This window comes from Caballeronia sp. LjRoot31, from assembly GCF_964253885.1.
In the GTDB taxonomy this organism is placed as follows: Bacteria; Pseudomonadota; Gammaproteobacteria; order Burkholderiales; family Burkholderiaceae; genus Caballeronia.
In genome coordinates, this window is sequence record NZ_CAXURX020000002.1 from 892,360 (window position 1) to 908,102 (window position 15,743).

At 60.0% G+C, this 15,743-nt stretch carries 16 protein-coding genes; 9 read left to right on the top strand and 7 right to left on the bottom strand.

Going from position 1 to position 15,743, the window contains the following annotated elements; all coding sequences use genetic code 11:
• The first annotated feature begins 2 nt into the window (after positions 1 to 2).
• A complete protein-coding gene (locus ACSQ8V_RS22380) occupies positions 3 to 773 on the top strand; it encodes an SDR family NAD(P)-dependent oxidoreductase (RefSeq protein ID WP_436207191.1) in 771 nt (256 codons plus the stop codon).
• Positions 774 to 870: 97 nt separating this feature from the next.
• Here the strand turns inward: ACSQ8V_RS22380 and ACSQ8V_RS22385 are convergent, their stop codons facing one another.
• From ACSQ8V_RS22385 to ACSQ8V_RS22410, 6 genes are all read right to left on the bottom strand, one after another.
• Entirely contained in the window at positions 871 to 2,070 is a 1,200-nt protein-coding gene (locus tag ACSQ8V_RS22385) for a porin (protein ID WP_218627157.1), read from the bottom strand.
• Between the two features lie 478 nt (positions 2,071 to 2,548).
• Positions 2,549 to 3,406 carry an SIS domain-containing protein gene (locus ACSQ8V_RS22390; RefSeq protein WP_436183745.1) on the bottom strand — a complete coding sequence of 286 codons (858 nt, stop codon included), beginning with the start codon at positions 3,404 to 3,406 and terminating at the stop codon, positions 2,549 to 2,551.
• A 94-nt stretch (positions 3,407 to 3,500) separates the two neighbouring features.
• A complete protein-coding gene (locus ACSQ8V_RS22395; protein ID WP_436183746.1) occupies positions 3,501 to 4,499 on the bottom strand; it encodes an ABC transporter permease in 999 nt (332 codons plus the stop codon).
• A 22-nt stretch (positions 4,500 to 4,521) separates the two neighbouring features.
• Entirely contained in the window at positions 4,522 to 6,042 is a 1,521-nt protein-coding gene (locus tag ACSQ8V_RS22400; protein WP_436207192.1) for a sugar ABC transporter ATP-binding protein, read from the bottom strand.
• A 64-nt stretch (positions 6,043 to 6,106) separates the two neighbouring features.
• Positions 6,107 to 7,084 (bottom strand): sugar ABC transporter substrate-binding protein, encoded by a 978-nt coding sequence (locus ACSQ8V_RS22405; RefSeq protein ID WP_213762121.1) that lies wholly within the window; start codon positions 7,082 to 7,084, stop codon positions 6,107 to 6,109.
• 55 nt (positions 7,085 to 7,139) lie between these two features.
• Positions 7,140 to 8,561 carry an FAD-binding oxidoreductase gene (locus ACSQ8V_RS22410; protein ID WP_436207193.1) on the bottom strand — a complete coding sequence of 474 codons (1,422 nt, stop codon included), beginning with the start codon at positions 8,559 to 8,561 and terminating at the stop codon, positions 7,140 to 7,142.
• A gap of 289 nt (positions 8,562 to 8,850) precedes the next feature.
• On the opposite strand from ACSQ8V_RS22410, the gene ACSQ8V_RS22415 reads away from it, so the two are divergent.
• The 7 genes from ACSQ8V_RS22415 to ACSQ8V_RS22445 all read left to right on the top strand — a co-directional run bounded on the left by ACSQ8V_RS22415 (position 8,851) and on the right by ACSQ8V_RS22445 (position 14,100).
• Positions 8,851 to 9,501 carry a glucose-6-phosphate isomerase gene (locus ACSQ8V_RS22415; RefSeq protein WP_436207194.1) on the top strand — a complete coding sequence of 217 codons (651 nt, stop codon included), beginning with the start codon at positions 8,851 to 8,853 and terminating at the stop codon, positions 9,499 to 9,501.
• Positions 9,498 to 10,481: a shikimate dehydrogenase family protein gene (locus tag ACSQ8V_RS22420; protein WP_436207195.1), complete on the top strand. Its 984-nt coding sequence runs from the start codon at positions 9,498 to 9,500 to the stop codon at positions 10,479 to 10,481. Before ACSQ8V_RS22415 ends, ACSQ8V_RS22420 begins: the two co-directional genes overlap by 4 nt.
• A gap of 10 nt (positions 10,482 to 10,491) precedes the next feature.
• Positions 10,492 to 11,265, top strand: coding sequence for an SDR family NAD(P)-dependent oxidoreductase (locus ACSQ8V_RS22425; RefSeq protein ID WP_436207196.1), 774 nt, complete (start codon positions 10,492 to 10,494; stop codon positions 11,263 to 11,265).
• Complete coding sequence (locus ACSQ8V_RS22430; protein ID WP_436207197.1) at positions 11,252 to 12,160, top strand: MBL fold metallo-hydrolase; 909 nt, start codon at positions 11,252 to 11,254, stop codon at positions 12,158 to 12,160. The genes ACSQ8V_RS22425 and ACSQ8V_RS22430 overlap by 14 nt, the downstream gene beginning before the upstream one ends.
• A gap of 111 nt (positions 12,161 to 12,271) precedes the next feature.
• Positions 12,272 to 12,502 (top strand): hypothetical protein, encoded by a 231-nt coding sequence (locus tag ACSQ8V_RS22435; RefSeq protein WP_213762127.1) that lies wholly within the window; start codon positions 12,272 to 12,274, stop codon positions 12,500 to 12,502.
• Positions 12,503 to 12,555: 53 nt separating this feature from the next.
• The gene (locus tag ACSQ8V_RS22440; RefSeq protein ID WP_436207198.1) at positions 12,556 to 12,993 is read left to right on the top strand and encodes a DUF29 domain-containing protein; all 438 of its coding nucleotides are present in this window, start codon (positions 12,556 to 12,558) and stop codon (positions 12,991 to 12,993) included.
• Between the two features lie 345 nt (positions 12,994 to 13,338).
• Positions 13,339 to 14,100 carry a Fic family protein gene (locus tag ACSQ8V_RS22445; RefSeq protein WP_436207199.1) on the top strand — a complete coding sequence of 254 codons (762 nt, stop codon included), beginning with the start codon at positions 13,339 to 13,341 and terminating at the stop codon, positions 14,098 to 14,100.
• A 112-nt stretch (positions 14,101 to 14,212) separates the two neighbouring features.
• Here the strand turns inward: ACSQ8V_RS22445 and ACSQ8V_RS22450 are convergent, their stop codons facing one another.
• Positions 14,213 to 15,007, bottom strand: a complete 795-nt coding sequence (locus ACSQ8V_RS22450; RefSeq protein WP_436207200.1) for an inositol monophosphatase family protein — start codon at positions 15,005 to 15,007, stop codon at positions 14,213 to 14,215.
• A gap of 193 nt (positions 15,008 to 15,200) precedes the next feature.
• On the opposite strand from ACSQ8V_RS22450, the gene ACSQ8V_RS22455 reads away from it, so the two are divergent.
• Entirely contained in the window at positions 15,201 to 15,740 is a 540-nt protein-coding gene (locus ACSQ8V_RS22455; RefSeq protein WP_436207201.1) for a TetR/AcrR family transcriptional regulator, read from the top strand.
• Positions 15,741 to 15,743 lie beyond the last annotated feature (3 nt).

Consider the following 15,743-nt stretch of genomic DNA (forward strand, 5'->3'; position numbering starts at 1 on the left):
ACATGACAGGCGAACTCAAAGGCGCGGAAACAGCCGCGTTCCGTCCCGGCCTCTTCGACGGCAAGACGGTCCTCGTATCCGGCGCAACCAGCGGCATTGGACTCGCAATCGCGCGGGGTTTTGCGGCGTTGGGCGCTCAGGTGATTGCAACCGGCAGCTCGGCTGGCAAGCTCGAAGGGTTGCGCGCGGACGTCACGCTCGAAGGCATTCGCTTCGAGCAACTGGATGTCCGCGATAACGACGCCATCAAGCGTTTCGTCGCTACGCTGAGCGCGCTCGATGTGCTGGTGAACGCGGCTGGCGTGGCGCGTCCCGCCGATGAATATCGTGACGATGTCTTTCGCGAAGTGATCGACGTGAACCTGACGGCGGTCATGCGCCTCGCAATGGCCGCTCGTGACAAACTCGAGCAGGCGCGTGGATCGATCGTCAACGTGGCGTCCATGCTGAGTTATATCGCCGACGTGGATGTGCCGGCTTATTGCGCGAGCAAGACCGGCATTCTCGGCTTGACGCGTTCGCTGGCTCACGCGTTCGGCCCGGCAGGGGTACGGGTAAACGCGATTGCGCCAGGCTACCACCGGACCGACATGACACGCGCGCTCTGGGAAGTACCGGCCAGCGCGGAGAAGATAGCGGCGCGCAGCGCGCTCAAGCGTTGGGGCGAAGTGGATGACCTGATTGGCGCGACGTTGTTCCTGGCATCGCCGGCGTCGGCGTTCATCACGGGCGTGACCTTGCCTGTGGACGGCGGCTACGCAAGCGGGGTATGAGGCAAAAAAAGCCTTCTCTCTCCGAAAAAATGGAGAGAGAAGGCTGTGTGCTTCCAGAGACGCTTAGGAGTACCGCCCGAAGCGTCAAACCATCATTTTAGAACTTGTGCGTGATGCCGACGATCGCTGCCAACTGGTGATTGTTGGACGAGAAGGACGAGCCGCTGAAGTCAGCAACAGCCTGTTTGCCCGTCGAATCGACACCCGAAGCGGTCTCGAAGAAGCCGATCGCGTAAAGCGTCGTACGCTTGGACAGCGAGTAGATGGTGCCCAGGTTGAACTGGTTGTACTTCGCGCTGCCTACGTCGTCGGCGCCGCTGTTATGCGTGTAGATGTACGCGCCGGCCAGCGTCAGAGCCGGGGTCAGTGCGTACTTCACGTTCACTTCGCCCGAATTGAACGTAGCGGTGCCGCCGTTGTACTTGGTGCCAAAGCTGCCCGGAGGATTGCCGAGTGAACCCAGGTTCTGGAACTGGGTGTTCGAGTACAGCAGCGCGATCGTTGCCGGTCCCACTGCGTACGAACCGCCGGCGGTGATGATCTGCTGCGAGCCTGCCGACGCGTAGCCGCCGTAAATACGGCTCGGCATGTTGTTGGTGCCGCCCGCGGCCGACGTCGGCGTCGACGAGTTGCCCTGGTCGCCAAACGTCGAGAAGTACGGGTCCTTGGTGAAGTTGTAGCTTGCACCCAACTTGATCGGGCCGTTTGCGTACGACACGGCTGCGTCGGTGACCGCGTTTCTCGAGAACTGGCCGGCCTGGCCGCCCAGGCTGTACAAGACGCCAACCGTCACGCCACGGTAGTTCGGGCTCGTGTACTTGAGGGCGTTCTGAATGCGGTTCGACGTATCCACGTTATCGACGTCGCCTGCGCGCGTACCGTAGCCGAGGCCGGATGCAGCCCAGTCAGCACCCGATGCAAAGGTGGCCGTGGCGTCGTTACTTGCCGAGTACTGGCGGCCCAGCGTCAGCGTACCGTACGTGCTGCTCGACAGACCGACGAAGGCCTTGCGGCCGAATTCCAGGCCGCCCTGGCTCAGCGCGCCGGTGCCGAGGGTATAACCGTTTTCCAGGTCGAAGATTGCCTTGAGGCCGCCGCCCAGATCTTCAGAGCCGAGCAAGCCCCAGCGCGATGAATTGGCGCTGGATAGCGCATATTGCTTCGCACCCTTGACGTTGTTGTTAAAGAGAATGCCGCCGTCGGCAACGCCGTACAGGGTCACGCTGCTTTGTGCGTGTGCAGCGCCAGCAAATGCTCCGATAGCAAAGATGGCAGCCGCGGTTTTCTGAATTTTCATTTTGTTGTGCTTCAGTTGTTGTAAAAGAAGGAGACATCCTATTTGAACGGGTCGAAAAGTCCCACTGATGTTTGATTGTTTGGTTATTCCGTTGCTTTCTAAACCAACATGCCAAAAATTCATATAGCCGAAATAATTAGCATTCCAAACCGTCAGACATGAGGCCGACCGAATCACAAATAGGCTAAAAGCCCTATACCCACCGAGTTGTAAGCTTTTCGAAGGGTACTGAACGTCTGGCTCGACGAACCATAGTCTGGCCCGATTTCATTTTCGTGAATGATATTTATCTTTTTGCCGACAAGGAACATTCAATCGGCATGCGTATTATTTGAACAACAAGTTATTGAAAAGCTGGCAATTTCAGAGGAATTCAGGCTTGTCTGTCTTAGCAGACTCTTAAGCCCGTGGCAGGCGCCATGTGCAAAGGCCGGGGGTGGCCTTCCTGATGTGTACGAGTAGCGAGGGTTACTGCTTATTAAATGACGCCGGTCGAGCGCATGTCGGCCAGGCGCTTTTTCATGTCGAGCACGGCGAGCGTATGAGCGTCGCCTTTGCGCAGCGCGACACTGGTCGAGAGGATATCGATAATGACAAGTGCGGCTAGCCTCGACGTGGTCGGTGTATAGACATCTGTATTTTCCAGCGTCTCCGCTATCACGGCGACGTCGGAGAAGCTTGCGAGCGGACTATTCGATCCAGTGATCACAATGACGCTTGCGCCGCGTTCGCGGGCGGTCCGCGCGACCTCGATCAGCGAACGGGTAGAGCCGGTGTTCGAGATGGCCACGACCGCGTCGCCCGGCTTGAGCATGGACGCCGCAATGAACTGCTGGTGCGAATCCTGATGCGCGACGCATGGCACGCCGAAGAGCGGAAACTTCTGCTGCGCGTCCAGCGCGACAATGCCCGACGCGCCAAAGCCGAAGAACTCGATCCGCCGCGCTTTCGCCAGCAAGTCCACCGCCCGCCCGATAGCCGCGAAATCCAGCTTCTTGCGCGCCCAGTCGAGGCTGGTGATGGTGTAGTCGAAGATCTTGGTGGCAATGGTCTCCGGGTCGTCGCCCTTGGCGAGCACCGAGTGCGTCGCCGGTGCGCCGAGCGCCAGGCTCTGCACCATGCGGATCTTGAAGTCCTTGAAGCCGCTGCAGCCTAGCGTCGCGCAAAATCGCAGCACGGTCGGCTCGCTGACCTGCGCGTTGCGGGCGAGCTCGGCCAGGTTGATGTCGGAGATCGAAGCGAGGTTTGCAAGGATGTACTCGGCCACTTGCCGGCTGCCACGGCGAAGGTTGGGACGCGCGCGGTCGATCAGTTCGAGGATGTTGTAATCGGGCACTCGATGTTCCTTCGTTCATTGTCAACGGGGCGCCGCAAGCGGCGCCCCGTGCAGGCCTGAGGCCACGTTGCCAAGTGTATCGGATCGCCCTCTGCTAGCGGCGCCAGAAACGGGCACCGCGTTGCGACAGGACAGCCGCCACGATGATCACGCCCATCACCACTTGCTGATGGTAACCCGGCACGCTGGCAAGGTTCATGATGTTGCCGATCACCCCCAGGATCAGCACGCCCATCAGCGTATTCACGGCGCCGCCTTTACCGCCCGCCAGACTCGCTCCGCCGATCACGACCGCGGCAATCACGGTCAGCTCGTCGCCTACGCCGACCGTCGGTGCACCCACTCCTGCACGCGACGTCGAGATGATGCCGGCAAGCGCCGCCAGTAGTCCCGAGCTGACATACGTGCCGAGCACATGGCGCGCGACCGGCACGCCCGACAGCCGCACGGCTTCCTCGTTCGATCCGATCGCGCGGACCACGCGGCCTGCACGAAGCCAGTTCAGCGCAATCCCGCCAATCGCGAACACGATCAGCATCACGAGCGTCGGGCCTGGTATGCCGAAATACGAATGACGGCCGAAGTCGAGCAGCGCCTGACCTGGATCGTCGACGAGGATAGGCGAGCCATTGGAGACGATCATGGCCACACCGCGCGCAACGGTCATCATGGCCAGCGTGACGACAAACGGCGTGAGGCGGAACCACGCGATCAACGCGCCGGATACAAAGCCGCATAGACCACCGACCAGCAGCGTGACGAGCAGGGCGACGCTCAGGCCGTACTGGGGAATGAGCATGGCCGAAACCACGCTGCCCAGCGCCGCGATGGAGCCGACCGACAAGTCGATACCGCCGGTCAGCACGACCAGCAGCATGCCCACCGACATGATGCCGACGCCCGCGACCTGACGCGAGATGTTGGACAGGTTAGCCACCGAGAAGAAGTCGCTCGATACGAACGACGCGGCGATCACAAGCACGATCAAAATGGCGACCGTGTTGAAGCGGCGGGCGACTGACCACCAATGTCTTGCGTGTGCGTGGCCGGATTGCGCCTGACGCGATTTCTGAGTGACGGCGCTGGGATTCATGATGCGAGTCTCCGTGTCTGGTTTAGTGGGTGAGCGCAGCGGGCGCTTCGTCCGGCGCTTCGTTCGGCACACGTTGCAAGGAGAGCGAGAGGATCTGCTCTTCGCTGAAATCGGCGGGTTGGAGTTCGCCGCGAATCTCGCCTTCGCCCATCACGAGAATGCGATCGCACAAGCCCATCAACTCCTGATGCTCGGACGAGATCACGAGCACCGCCTTGCCGCGTTCCGCGAGCTGATTGATCAGCGTATAGATTTCCACCTTGGCGCCCACGTCGACACCACGTGTAGGTTCGTCGAGGATGATCAGGTCGCCGTCCGCATGAAACCACTTGGCGAGCACGACTTTTTGCTGGTTGCCGCCTGATAGCGTGGAGACGTCGGCGTCCATCGAACGGGCCTTGATACGTAGTTGTTCCATCAATTTTTGAACGAATGCACGCTCGCGGCCGAACGCGAGAACACCGCCCGGAAGGCTGACGGATTTAAGCGCGGCGAGCGTGGCGTTGACGCGGATGGGCATCGATAAAACCGCGCCCTGGCCCTTACGGTCTTCAGGAACGAAGCCGATGCCGGCCTTGACCGCTTCCATTGGCGAGCGAATCGCCAGCAGCTTTTGCTTCAGTTCAATGGTGCCGGAATCGCGGGTGTCCGCGCCGAAGATCAGCCGGGCGACTTCCGTGCGGCCCGAGCCGATCAGGCCGCCAAGCCCGACCACCTCGCCGGCGCGCAGCGTGAACGAGACATTGCGCACAGCATGGCCGCGTACGAGGCCCGTTACCTTCAGCACTTCGTCGCCGAGCGTCGCGTGACGTTGCGGGAACAGCACTGAAAGCGGGCGGCCGACCATCTTGCGAATGAGTCCGTCCATGCTGATATCCGCAGGCTTGACGGTGTCCACGCGCTTGCCGTCCTTGAGCACCGTGATGCGGTCCGCTATGGCGAACACCTCATCCAGCCGATGCGAAATATAAACAATGCCCACGCCGCGCGAGCGCAGCCCGCGTACGATCTCGAGCAGTTTGTTGGCATCCGACGGCGCGAGGGCGGCGGTGGGTTCGTCCAGCACCAGCAGCTTCACTTGCCGGCTGAGCGCCTTGGCAATTTCAATCACCTGGCATTGCGCCGCGGACAGGCCGCTGACCAGCGCGGAAGGGTCTATGTCGAAGCCGAGGCTCGCGATCAATTCATGCGCTTGCCTGCGCAGCGAACGCCAGTCGATCACGACCGGCAACGCGCCGAGGAACACGTTTTCAGCTACCGAGAGATCCGGCGCCAATGCCGTTTCCTGATGAATCACCGCAATGCCTTCTTCCATGGCCGCATGCGGATTGCGAAAGAATATCTCTTGTCCTTCGACCTTGATCGTACCGGCATCGGGTTGATGGCCGCCGCCGATAATGCGCATCAGCGTCGACTTGCCCGCGCCGTTCTCGCCGACGAGCGCATGGACTTCGCCGCCAAGGACATCGAAGTCGACGCCTTCAATGGCGTGAATGCCGCCGAAGCGTTTGTCGACGCCGGTAAGGGCGATGAATGGAATCATGAAGGTGTCTCCAGAATGCAGGCGCACCGGCCGGGCCGGTGCGCCTGCATGAACCCGCGCGTCTTTAGAAGATCGCCTTCGGGTTGTAGAACTTGTCGACGTTGCTCTGGTTGATCACAGCGGACGGTGTGTACGAAATCTTCGGCACGTTGGTCACTTCACCCTTCGCCGCTTTCATCCCGATGTCCACCGCCGTGCGCGCGACGAGTGCCGGATCGTTCAGTGCGGTCGCGCCGTACTTGCCCTGCTTGATCAGGTTGAGCGCTTCCTTCTGGCCGTCGGCTGCGGCAACCAGCGTAATGCCCGTACGGTTCGCGCTTTCGATTGCACGGCGTGCGCCGAGGACCATGCTGTCGTTTTCGCCGAGCACCATGTTGATGTCCTTGTTGGCAACCAGCAAATCTTCCATGGCCTTCAACCCGCCTTCATCCGACCAGTTGCCCCAGCCCTGACCGACGATCTGCATGTTGACCTTGCCGGTCTTGGCGAGCTGCGCTTCGACAATCCCGTCGATCACGCCGTCACGCCGTTCCTTGCCGACCGGATTGCCTTTCTCGCCGGAGATCAGCGCGATCTTCAGCGGCTTGTCACCCATCGTGTCGACAACCCATGAGCCGACCAGCGCACCGTTCTCGCGATTCGACGATTGCACGAGCGTCAGGTAGTTGGCCTTCGGGTCGAGCGTACTGTCGATCACGACCACTTTCACGCCGGCGGCCGTGGCTGCGTTCACGGAGTTGACGAGACCTTTAGGATCGGCCGGGTCGATGATCAGCACCTTGATGCCACGCGTCAACATGTCTTCCACGTCCGAGATCTGCTTGCCCATCTTGCCCTGCGCGTCGGCCGTAATGACGTCAGCGCCGAGTTCCGTAGCACGTGCTTTGGCTGACTCCATGGCAGCCGAGAAGTAAGGCGCGTTGAGCACCTTCATGGAAATGCCTACTTTCATCTTGTCGGCAGCAAACGCCGGGGCCGTTGCAACCACGCTTGCCACTGCCAGCGCTACACCACACATCACCTGCTTCACGAACCGCGTCATGTCTCCTCCTTTTGTTGGGGTTTGGCGGTTTTAAAAAAACATAAGAACTGTTGAATCAGTGCGGCAACAACTTTCCGGGATTGAGGATGTTCAGCGGATCCAGGGCGGCCTTGATCGCGCGCATGGCTGCAAGTTCGGCCGGGGTACGCGACAACGCCAGCACCTTCAGCTTCTTCGTGCCAATGCCGTGTTCCGCCGATACCGAGCCGCCCATCTCGCCGGTCACGCCGTACACCACGGCTTGCACCTTGGGCGCGGTATCGCGCGGCCAGTCGGGTTCCTGAACGACGATATGCAGATTGCCGTCACCGAGATGTCCATAGATCAGGATGGTCGCGTCGGGCCAGTGTTCGCGAAGCTGCTGTTCGCATCGGCGAGCGGCTTCGCCCACGTCGGCGATCGAGAAGCTGACATCGAAGGAAACGCGGCCTGGAATCAGCCGCTGATACTCGCCGGGCGCGTCGCGAATCGCCCAGAACGCGGCTGCATCCGACTCGGATGAAGCCAGCGCGGCATCGCTAAGCAGTCCTTCTTCGAGCATGCCCGAGAGGAAGTCTTCGAAGGCACCGGCCTGACGTTCGGGATCGGCGCCGCTGCTTTCCAGCAGCACGTAGAAGGCATGTTTCCCTTCAAGTGGCGCGCGTAATTCGGGCAAGCGCGACAGCACGAAATCGTAATAACCCGGCCACATGACTTCGAATGCGGAGACACCCGCCGGCAGGCTTTCTTGCGCGCGCCGCAACAACGTGGTCACGGCGTCGTAGTTCGGCAGGCCGCACCATGCCGTGGATACCGCGCGGGGCTTCGGCCGCAAGCGCAGCACGGCGCGCGTGATGACGGCCAGCGTTCCTTCGCTGCCGATCAACAGGTTGCGCAGGTCATACCCCGTGTTGTTCTTGATCATCTTGCGCAAGCCGCCGACGATGCTGCCATCCGCCAGCACGGCTTCTATATCGAGTACCTGGTCGCGCATCATCCCGTACTTGATCACGCGATTGCCCCCCGCGTTGGTCGCGAGATTGCCGCCGATCGTGCAGCTTCCGCGCGCACCGAGATCGAGTGGAAACATGAAGCCCGCAGCGTCCGCGGCTTCCTGGACGATCTGCAGCGGCGTGCCGGACAGCACGGTCATGGACGCGCTGACTGCGTCGATACTTTCAATGCCGTTCATCAGTTCCAGGCTCAACGCCACTTCGCCGCCGAGGAAAGTCGCGCCCCCGGCGAGTCCCGTCAAGCCGCCTTGCGTGACGACCGCCTGTCCGTGCTCGTGGCAGATCCGCAGCGCAGTGGCAACGTGTTCCGTATTGCGCGGCCGGATCAACGCAAGCGGCTCCTCGCACGGCATGCGGCTCGAGTCCGAATTCTTCCTTCCGGCGAACTCGTGCGGCAGGCTGACTACATCGGCTCCGAGCGCCTCGCGCAGCGCGTTCACAACGTGCTGGGAAGGGTTGCGCTCAGGGGACGGTTGTTCGTGCATCGAATCTCTCCAGCGGGTTGGCGTGCGGCGCTCTTGAAGCGCCGCCTTGCCTTGCGGTCGAATTTGCGTATGACGCAACGTTAGCGGGGATAACGTTGTGTCTGCACATCATGAACGATAGTATAGCTATCATTGAACGGAAAAACAGAGCTTGTTATTTGGGGAAAACCCCCATGTTTTGAAATTTCGTTAAAGTTATCATTATTAAAACTAACGTTTAGCCTTTGATGATTTCACGCTGATGGCTCATCAAGGCGAAGCGGCTTGCAATTTCAAGGAGATGGACCCGATGCAATGGCCTGAACCGCGTTCCTTCGATGTCGACTTGCAGACCGGCTTGATGACCGGCACTGACTCGCGCTATCAGAAATTCCTGCGCGACCTGGGCGGGTTGTATGCCGATCCCGCTGCGTTCGACGCGCTCGCAGCCGCTCGCGGCGATGAGGTGGTGTATGAAGTCACCGATCACCGGCCCAACAGCAACCCGGGCGACCTGATCACGGGCGTAACCCGCATGAGTCCCGGCAAGGTAGGCGACGAGTTCTTCATGACGCGCGGCCACATTCATGCGGCTATCGACAGGCCCGAGTTGTACTTCGGCCTCAAGGGGTTCGGTGTGATGGTGATGGAGTCGCCGACGGGCGATACGCGTGTGGTCGAGATCAAGGCAAACACGGCCTGTTATGTGCCGCCGAGGTGGATTCACCGGTCAGTGAATCTTGGGCAGGACGACTTCGTGATGCTGTTCTGCTATCCGGCGGATTCGGGTCAGGACTACGCGATCATCGAGCAGTCGAATGGCATGAAGCTGCGCATTGTTGATGATGGCGCGGGCTCATGGCGCAGCGTACCCAACCCGCGGTACAAGCCGCGCACGGAGCAGGAAGTCGAGACTTTGCTGGCGCGTGGCGTCATGGCCGCGGAAGGAGCGACGCGATGACGGCTTATCGACCTGCTTACCAACCCGCCACCCGGCCCACGTTCTATTTCATCGGCGTGACGACCGGGCAAAGTTCGATCATGCGAGTGTTCCCCGAGTGGGCGAAACATCTCGGTCTTGGCGACGTGGAAATGAAGGGCATCGATTTCCAGCCGCATGCGTCGCTCGACGCGTACCGGGAAGCGGTCGAATTCCTCAAGCATGATCCGCTGTCGCTTGGTGCATTGGTCACCACGCACAAGATTGATTTGTACGCTGCGTGCCAGGATCTCTTCGATGTCATCGATCCGACCGCGCGGACCATGGGCGAAACGAGCTGCCTCTCGAAGCGGAATGGACAATTCATCTGTCATGCTAAAGATCCGATCACGTCGGGTTTTGCGCTCGATGGTTTCCTCCACAAGGATCACTTCGCCACCACCGGCGCGGAAGTTTTTTCGATGGGCGCGGGCGGCTCGACCATCGCGCTGACCTGGCATCTGATGCAAAAGGAACGTGGCGCAAACCGGCCGTCGAAGGTCATTGTGTCGAATCGGTCGGCTGGCAGGCTGGAGGAAATCGAACGTATCCATCGCGAGCTGAAATTCGATGTTCCATGCGAATATGTCGTTGCGCCGAAGGCCGAAGATAACGACGCTGTCTTGCGGCGTTTGTCGCCGGGTGCGTTGGTGATCAACGCCACCGGACTGGGCAAGGACGCGCCGGGTTCGCCGTTGAGCGACGCGGCCGTATTCCCGGAGCGTGCGGTCGTGTGGGATCTGAACTATCGCGGCAACCTGGTTTTCCTCGATCAGGCGCGGGCTCAGGAAACCGCTCGCGCGCTGCAGATTGAGGATGGCTGGACCTACTTCATCTATGGCTGGACCCGCGTGATCGCCGAAGTCTTTCATGTCGAGATTCCGGTGCGCGGCCCCGAGTTCGACGAGATCAGCCGGATCGCAGCCCAAGCCGGCAAGCCGGCGCCCGCCAAACCCATCTAAGGATCAATGCATGTATCTCGACAAGTTCAAACTGACCGGCAAGATTGCCGTTGTCACCGGCGCGGCGCGAGGCATCGGTCTCGCTACCACCGAGGCGCTGGTCGAAGCCGGCGCGCTCGTTGTTCTCACGGACATGGACGCTGACCTGCTTGCCAAGGCTGCTGAAACGCTGGCATCGAAGGGCTTGCGTGTGGAGACCGAACGCTTCGATGTCACCGACCCGGGCGCTGCCCAGCGTGTCAACGACGCCGTCGTCGCGCGCCACGGGCGTGTGGACGTGCTGGTCAACAATGCGGGCATCGCGATCTCGAATCATCCGGCCGAAACCATGGCCGACGAGGTCTGGAACAAGGTTATCGACGTCAATCTCAATGGCGTGTTCTGGGCCTGCCGCGCGTTCGGCAAGGGCATGCTCGAGCGCGGTTCAGGGAGCATTGTGAACGTGGGCTCCATGTCGGGGTTTATCGTCAACCGGCCGCAGGAGCAGGCGAACTACAACGCGTCGAAGGCGGCGGTTCATCATCTGACGAAGTCGCTGGCAGCGGAGTGGGGCGCGCGGGGCGTGCGGGTGAATGCCGTCGCGCCGACGTATATCGACACCGAGATGAATAGCTATGTCTACCAGGACAAGGAAAAGTTGCGGCACTGGGTTGGCGGTACACCGATGAACCGGATGGGACGCGTTGATGAAGTGGCGTCGGTCATTCTGTTCCTCGCCAGCGATGCAGCAAGCCTGATGACCGGATCGATCGTCCTCGCCGACGGCGGTTATGTCTGCTGGTGATTCTTCTACGTTGCCAAGCCTTCGCGTTGAAACCTTCGATACGTCCTTGCGTGACCGGCTTCTTGATCCCCGCTCGGGGCCGGGAACTGATGAACTGACGTTGCACTGGTTGGGGCAGGCGGGGTTTGTGATCGAGTTCGACCGGTTCAGGATGTTGATCGATCCGTACCTGTCGGATTCGCTGGCGGAGAAATACCAGGGCACAAAATTTCCGCACGCGAGGATGATGGCGGCGCCCATTCTGCCCGATGAACTGGACAGGCTGGATATCGTGCTGTGCACGCATCGGCATACGGATCACATGGACCCGGGGACGTTGCAGCCGCTGGCGCGGAGATTTCCGCAAGTTCGTTTCGTCGTGCCCGCTGCGGTGGTCGATGAAGCGGTCAAACGATGCGGAGTTGGCATCGACCGGTTGATTGTGGTGAATGCGGGCGACCGGGTGGAGATTCTGGACGGTTGTTTCGTCTCGCCCATAGCGTCTGCGCATGAGACGCTGGACCGGGACGCGAACGGGAATTATCCGTGGCTCGGTTATGTGATCGATACCGGGGGCGTTCGTTTGTATCATTCGGGCGATTGCATTCCTTACCCGGGTCTTGAGGAAGCGGTCGCTGCGCATGCCCCGCATGTCGCGTTGCTGCCGGTCAACGGACGCGATGTGCAGCGTAGCGGTAATGGCGTGCCGGGCAATTTCACGCTTGATGAAGCGGTGGCGTTGGCGCGCAACGGTGGCGCTCAAGCGATGATCGCGCATCACTACGGCTTGTTCGATTTCAACACGATATCGGCTGAGATGGTTGATCAGCGGATCGCGACTGAGAAGGCCAAGGGGTTCGAGATGTTTCGTGCGCAAGAGGGGTATGGCTGGCGTTTGCGGTCGCACGCCGAATAGCCCGGAATCTCACAATCCGTGAATAGCTGAAGAAAACGGCTGGAACCTGCCATTTCCGGGGCCGGCTGCCCATGATATTCTAGGTGCACTTGTACACCATCTGTAAGAGCTATGAACGAGGTTCTTGATAACGGCATTGCACTGCGTGCGCTTATTGAGCAGGCTGGTATTACGCAGGCTGACGCGCTTGCGGCCCTTAATAAGGGACAAGCATTCCCCATTGCGCTATCGACATGGAAAGCGTATCTCGCGGCACCAGATAGCGCGCGGCGCCGGGTATGCCCCGACAACGTTCTTGATCATGCTCGAAAAACTATCTTAAAGGTCGTGAAAGGGCGTTGACGTGGTGCACAAGTGCATCAATAATCTACTCATTGTCTCGATACGGAACAATCATGGGAACGAGATACGAACAAGACGTGGTGGCGTGGGCCAACGAGCAAGCAGGGCTATTACGCGCGGGCAAGCTAACCGCTATCGACGTTGAGCACATTGCAGAGGAGATTGAGGACCTGGGCAAAAGCGAGCAACGCGAACTGGCGAGCCGCATGCCGGTGCTGCTGGCTCATCTTCTGAAGTGGCAATACCAGCCGGGACGGCGTAGCAAGAGCTGGCAGTTCACGATCCGTACGCAGCGCAAAGAGGTGGCCTACGTGCTGAGTGAAGCGCCGAGTTTGCACGGCAAGTTCGGCGACGAGGCGTGGCTCGACATTGTTTGGTCCAAAGCACGGAGCATAGCGAGTAACGAAACTGGCCTGGACCTCGACGCGTTCCCCGAGGCGTTCCCGTGGCAAGTCGATGAGGTATTGTCGTCAGAGTTTTACGCTGAATAGCGGAAAAGACCATGGCGCAAGCTGCGCCCCGCATGACGGCTGGTAGCCGAAAATTTGGAGGGTGGCGGTGAACATATTTGGACGTTGTGTGACGATGTTATCGCTCGTCGTTACGTTGCTTTCGTTGACAGGGTGTAATACCGTGGCCGGAGTCGGTGAGGATATCTCGGGTTCAGCCCGTACTGTTCAACACGCCCTGTAGCGCTTGACGGCTATATCGACAACCGCCTCGTGACTGGTAACTGTCAAGGCACATTTGACGTGCTGGAACACACAGGGCAGCAATGGTGGCGTGGATTAATCGCCTCATGTGTTATCCGTTATACAAAGGCAAGGCGCAAGAACGTGACGACCCCCCAACGGCAGCCACTGCTGCAAGCAATCGATGCCGATAAGGCCAAGCTGGACGCAGCGCGTCCGCTGCCCGCTCACACGCTCGCGTCGCTACGCGAAAAACTGATGCTGGAATGGACGTATCACTCGAATGCGATCGAGGGAAACACGCTCACGCTTCGTGAGACGAAGGTGGTGCTTGAGGGCATCACGGTTGGAGGCAAGTCGCTGCGCGAACACTTCGAGGCCACGAACCACCGCGACGCGATCCTTTTTGTGGAGGAGATCGTCGGGAAGAACGAGGTGCTCACGGAGTGGCAGATACGGAATATTCACAGCCTCGTGCTGAAGACTATCGACGACAAGGGCGCTGGCCGCTATCGGCAGGAGAACGTGGTGATCGCTGGTGCGAGCACGACACCGCCCGATTTTCTCCATCTTCCGCAGGAAATGAAGTCGCTGATCGAGTGGCACGAAAAAGCAGGGCAAATGCACGCGGTCGAGCGTGCGTCCGAACTGCACACACGATTCGTCAAGATCCACCCGTTCGTCGACGGAAATGGCCGGACCGGGCGCCTGCTTCTCAACTTCGAGTTGATGAAGGCCGGCTATCCCCCCGCAATCATCCGGAAAGAGGACAGGTTGGACTACTACGATTCGCTAGATGAGGCGTGCGCGAATGGCGATTTCAGCGGCATTACGCAACTGGTAGCGAACTCGGTGCAGCGTTCGCTCGACACGTATCTCGACGTTTTGGGGTTGCGTAAAGCGTAACGTAACGAACACCGGCGATAACGAGCCGCGGATCGCGGACCTGTTCCGACAAATTGATTTCCGGTCGAATCCGGGGCGCTGGCGACCACCAACCTTAACCGCCCGACGGTCTTCAATCCGCAAGCCCCTCAAGCAACGCAACCGCAAGACCTGCCGGCGCCGCCGCAATGCCATTCGCATTCGAGCCTAGCGGCGCACCGGCAAGGTCAGTGACCTGACCTCCAGCTTCCCGGACCAGCAGCGCACCCGCGACCCAGTCGTATAAATCGTTGCCGGTTTCCCAATAGGCATCCAGCCGTCCCGCAGCCACATAAGCCAACTGCAGCGACGCGGAAGCCATCTGCCGCACGACAAACACACGCCGGGACATTGCGCCAAGCAACGCAACCGATCGACGGTGTTCGTCCTCGTCGCCGTATCCAAAGGGAGGCAACGCGGTAGCAACAACCGCAGTGCGTAAATCCGACTTTCCCGATACCCGCAAGGGCGCACCGTTAAGTGCCGCACCGCCGAATTCTGTCGCGACGAAAAGCTCATGCAGCGATGGTTCGTAGACGATTGAAAAGACCGTGCGGCCCTCGCTGATCAAAGCCAGCGAACTGGACCATAGCGGCAATCCCTGAATATAGTGATACGCGCCGTCAATCGGGTCATAGACCCAATACGGTCTCGCAGCAGCTTCATCAGGGCTATCCGGCTGCGCCTCCGAACCGGACCATCCAATGTCCGGATAATGTTGGCTGAGCGCCGTTTGCATCACCGTTTTGGCCCATGTGCTTGCTTGAGTGACGCGTTGTATGAGGTGGTTGACTGTCTCGTCCGGCTTGGGCGGCACGGCCGATGCGGCCAACTGATCGGTGATGCCACGGATCAAGGCGGATAAAAGATAAGGATCGCTAATTGTCATGAAATAAGGGCGGTGGTCAGGGGCAGGCTTTCAACCCGGAAAGGAATCGATCAGCACATTTGTCGATATGTTTGATAGATAATACGAGCACAAGCTCACATCGGCTACTCGCATTCCGGACATGACGCCACCACGCTCCGCTACCCGCCTCAACCCCAGGAAACAACCGGCTCAGCCACGTTCGAGCCGGACCGTGGGCATTATTCTCGAAGCGGCGGCTCACATTCTGGAGCAGCAAGGTTTCGAGGGTTACACGACCAATGCAATTGCCGAGCGAGCAGGCGTGAGTATCGGCTCGCTTTACCAGTACTTCCCCGGTAAGGACGCCATCACCATCGCGTTGATCGAACAAGAGTCTGCTGTCTTGCTCGACGCCCTAGTGAAGGCGGCTCGCATGGACGACTGGGCAGACGCGCTAAGGTCAATGATTCGCGCGGCGACCGAGCATCAACTCACACGTCCGAAACTCGCACGGCTACTCGATTTCGAGGAGGCCCGATTGCCGTTTCCAGCGCATGCCGTGCGTGTCGGAAGCGCCATTCATGCAGCCATTGCCGAGGTGCTGAAGAAGCGCCCGGAGCGTGTGCCCGAGGACGTTTCCGTCCTGGCCTATGACATCCTGGCGATCACCCGCGGGCTGACCGATTCCGCAGGAGAGCGCGGCGAAACGGACATCGGCGAACTGGAACGCCGGGTGATCCGGGCGGTCTTCGGTTATGTGGAGCGGCTGTAAGCC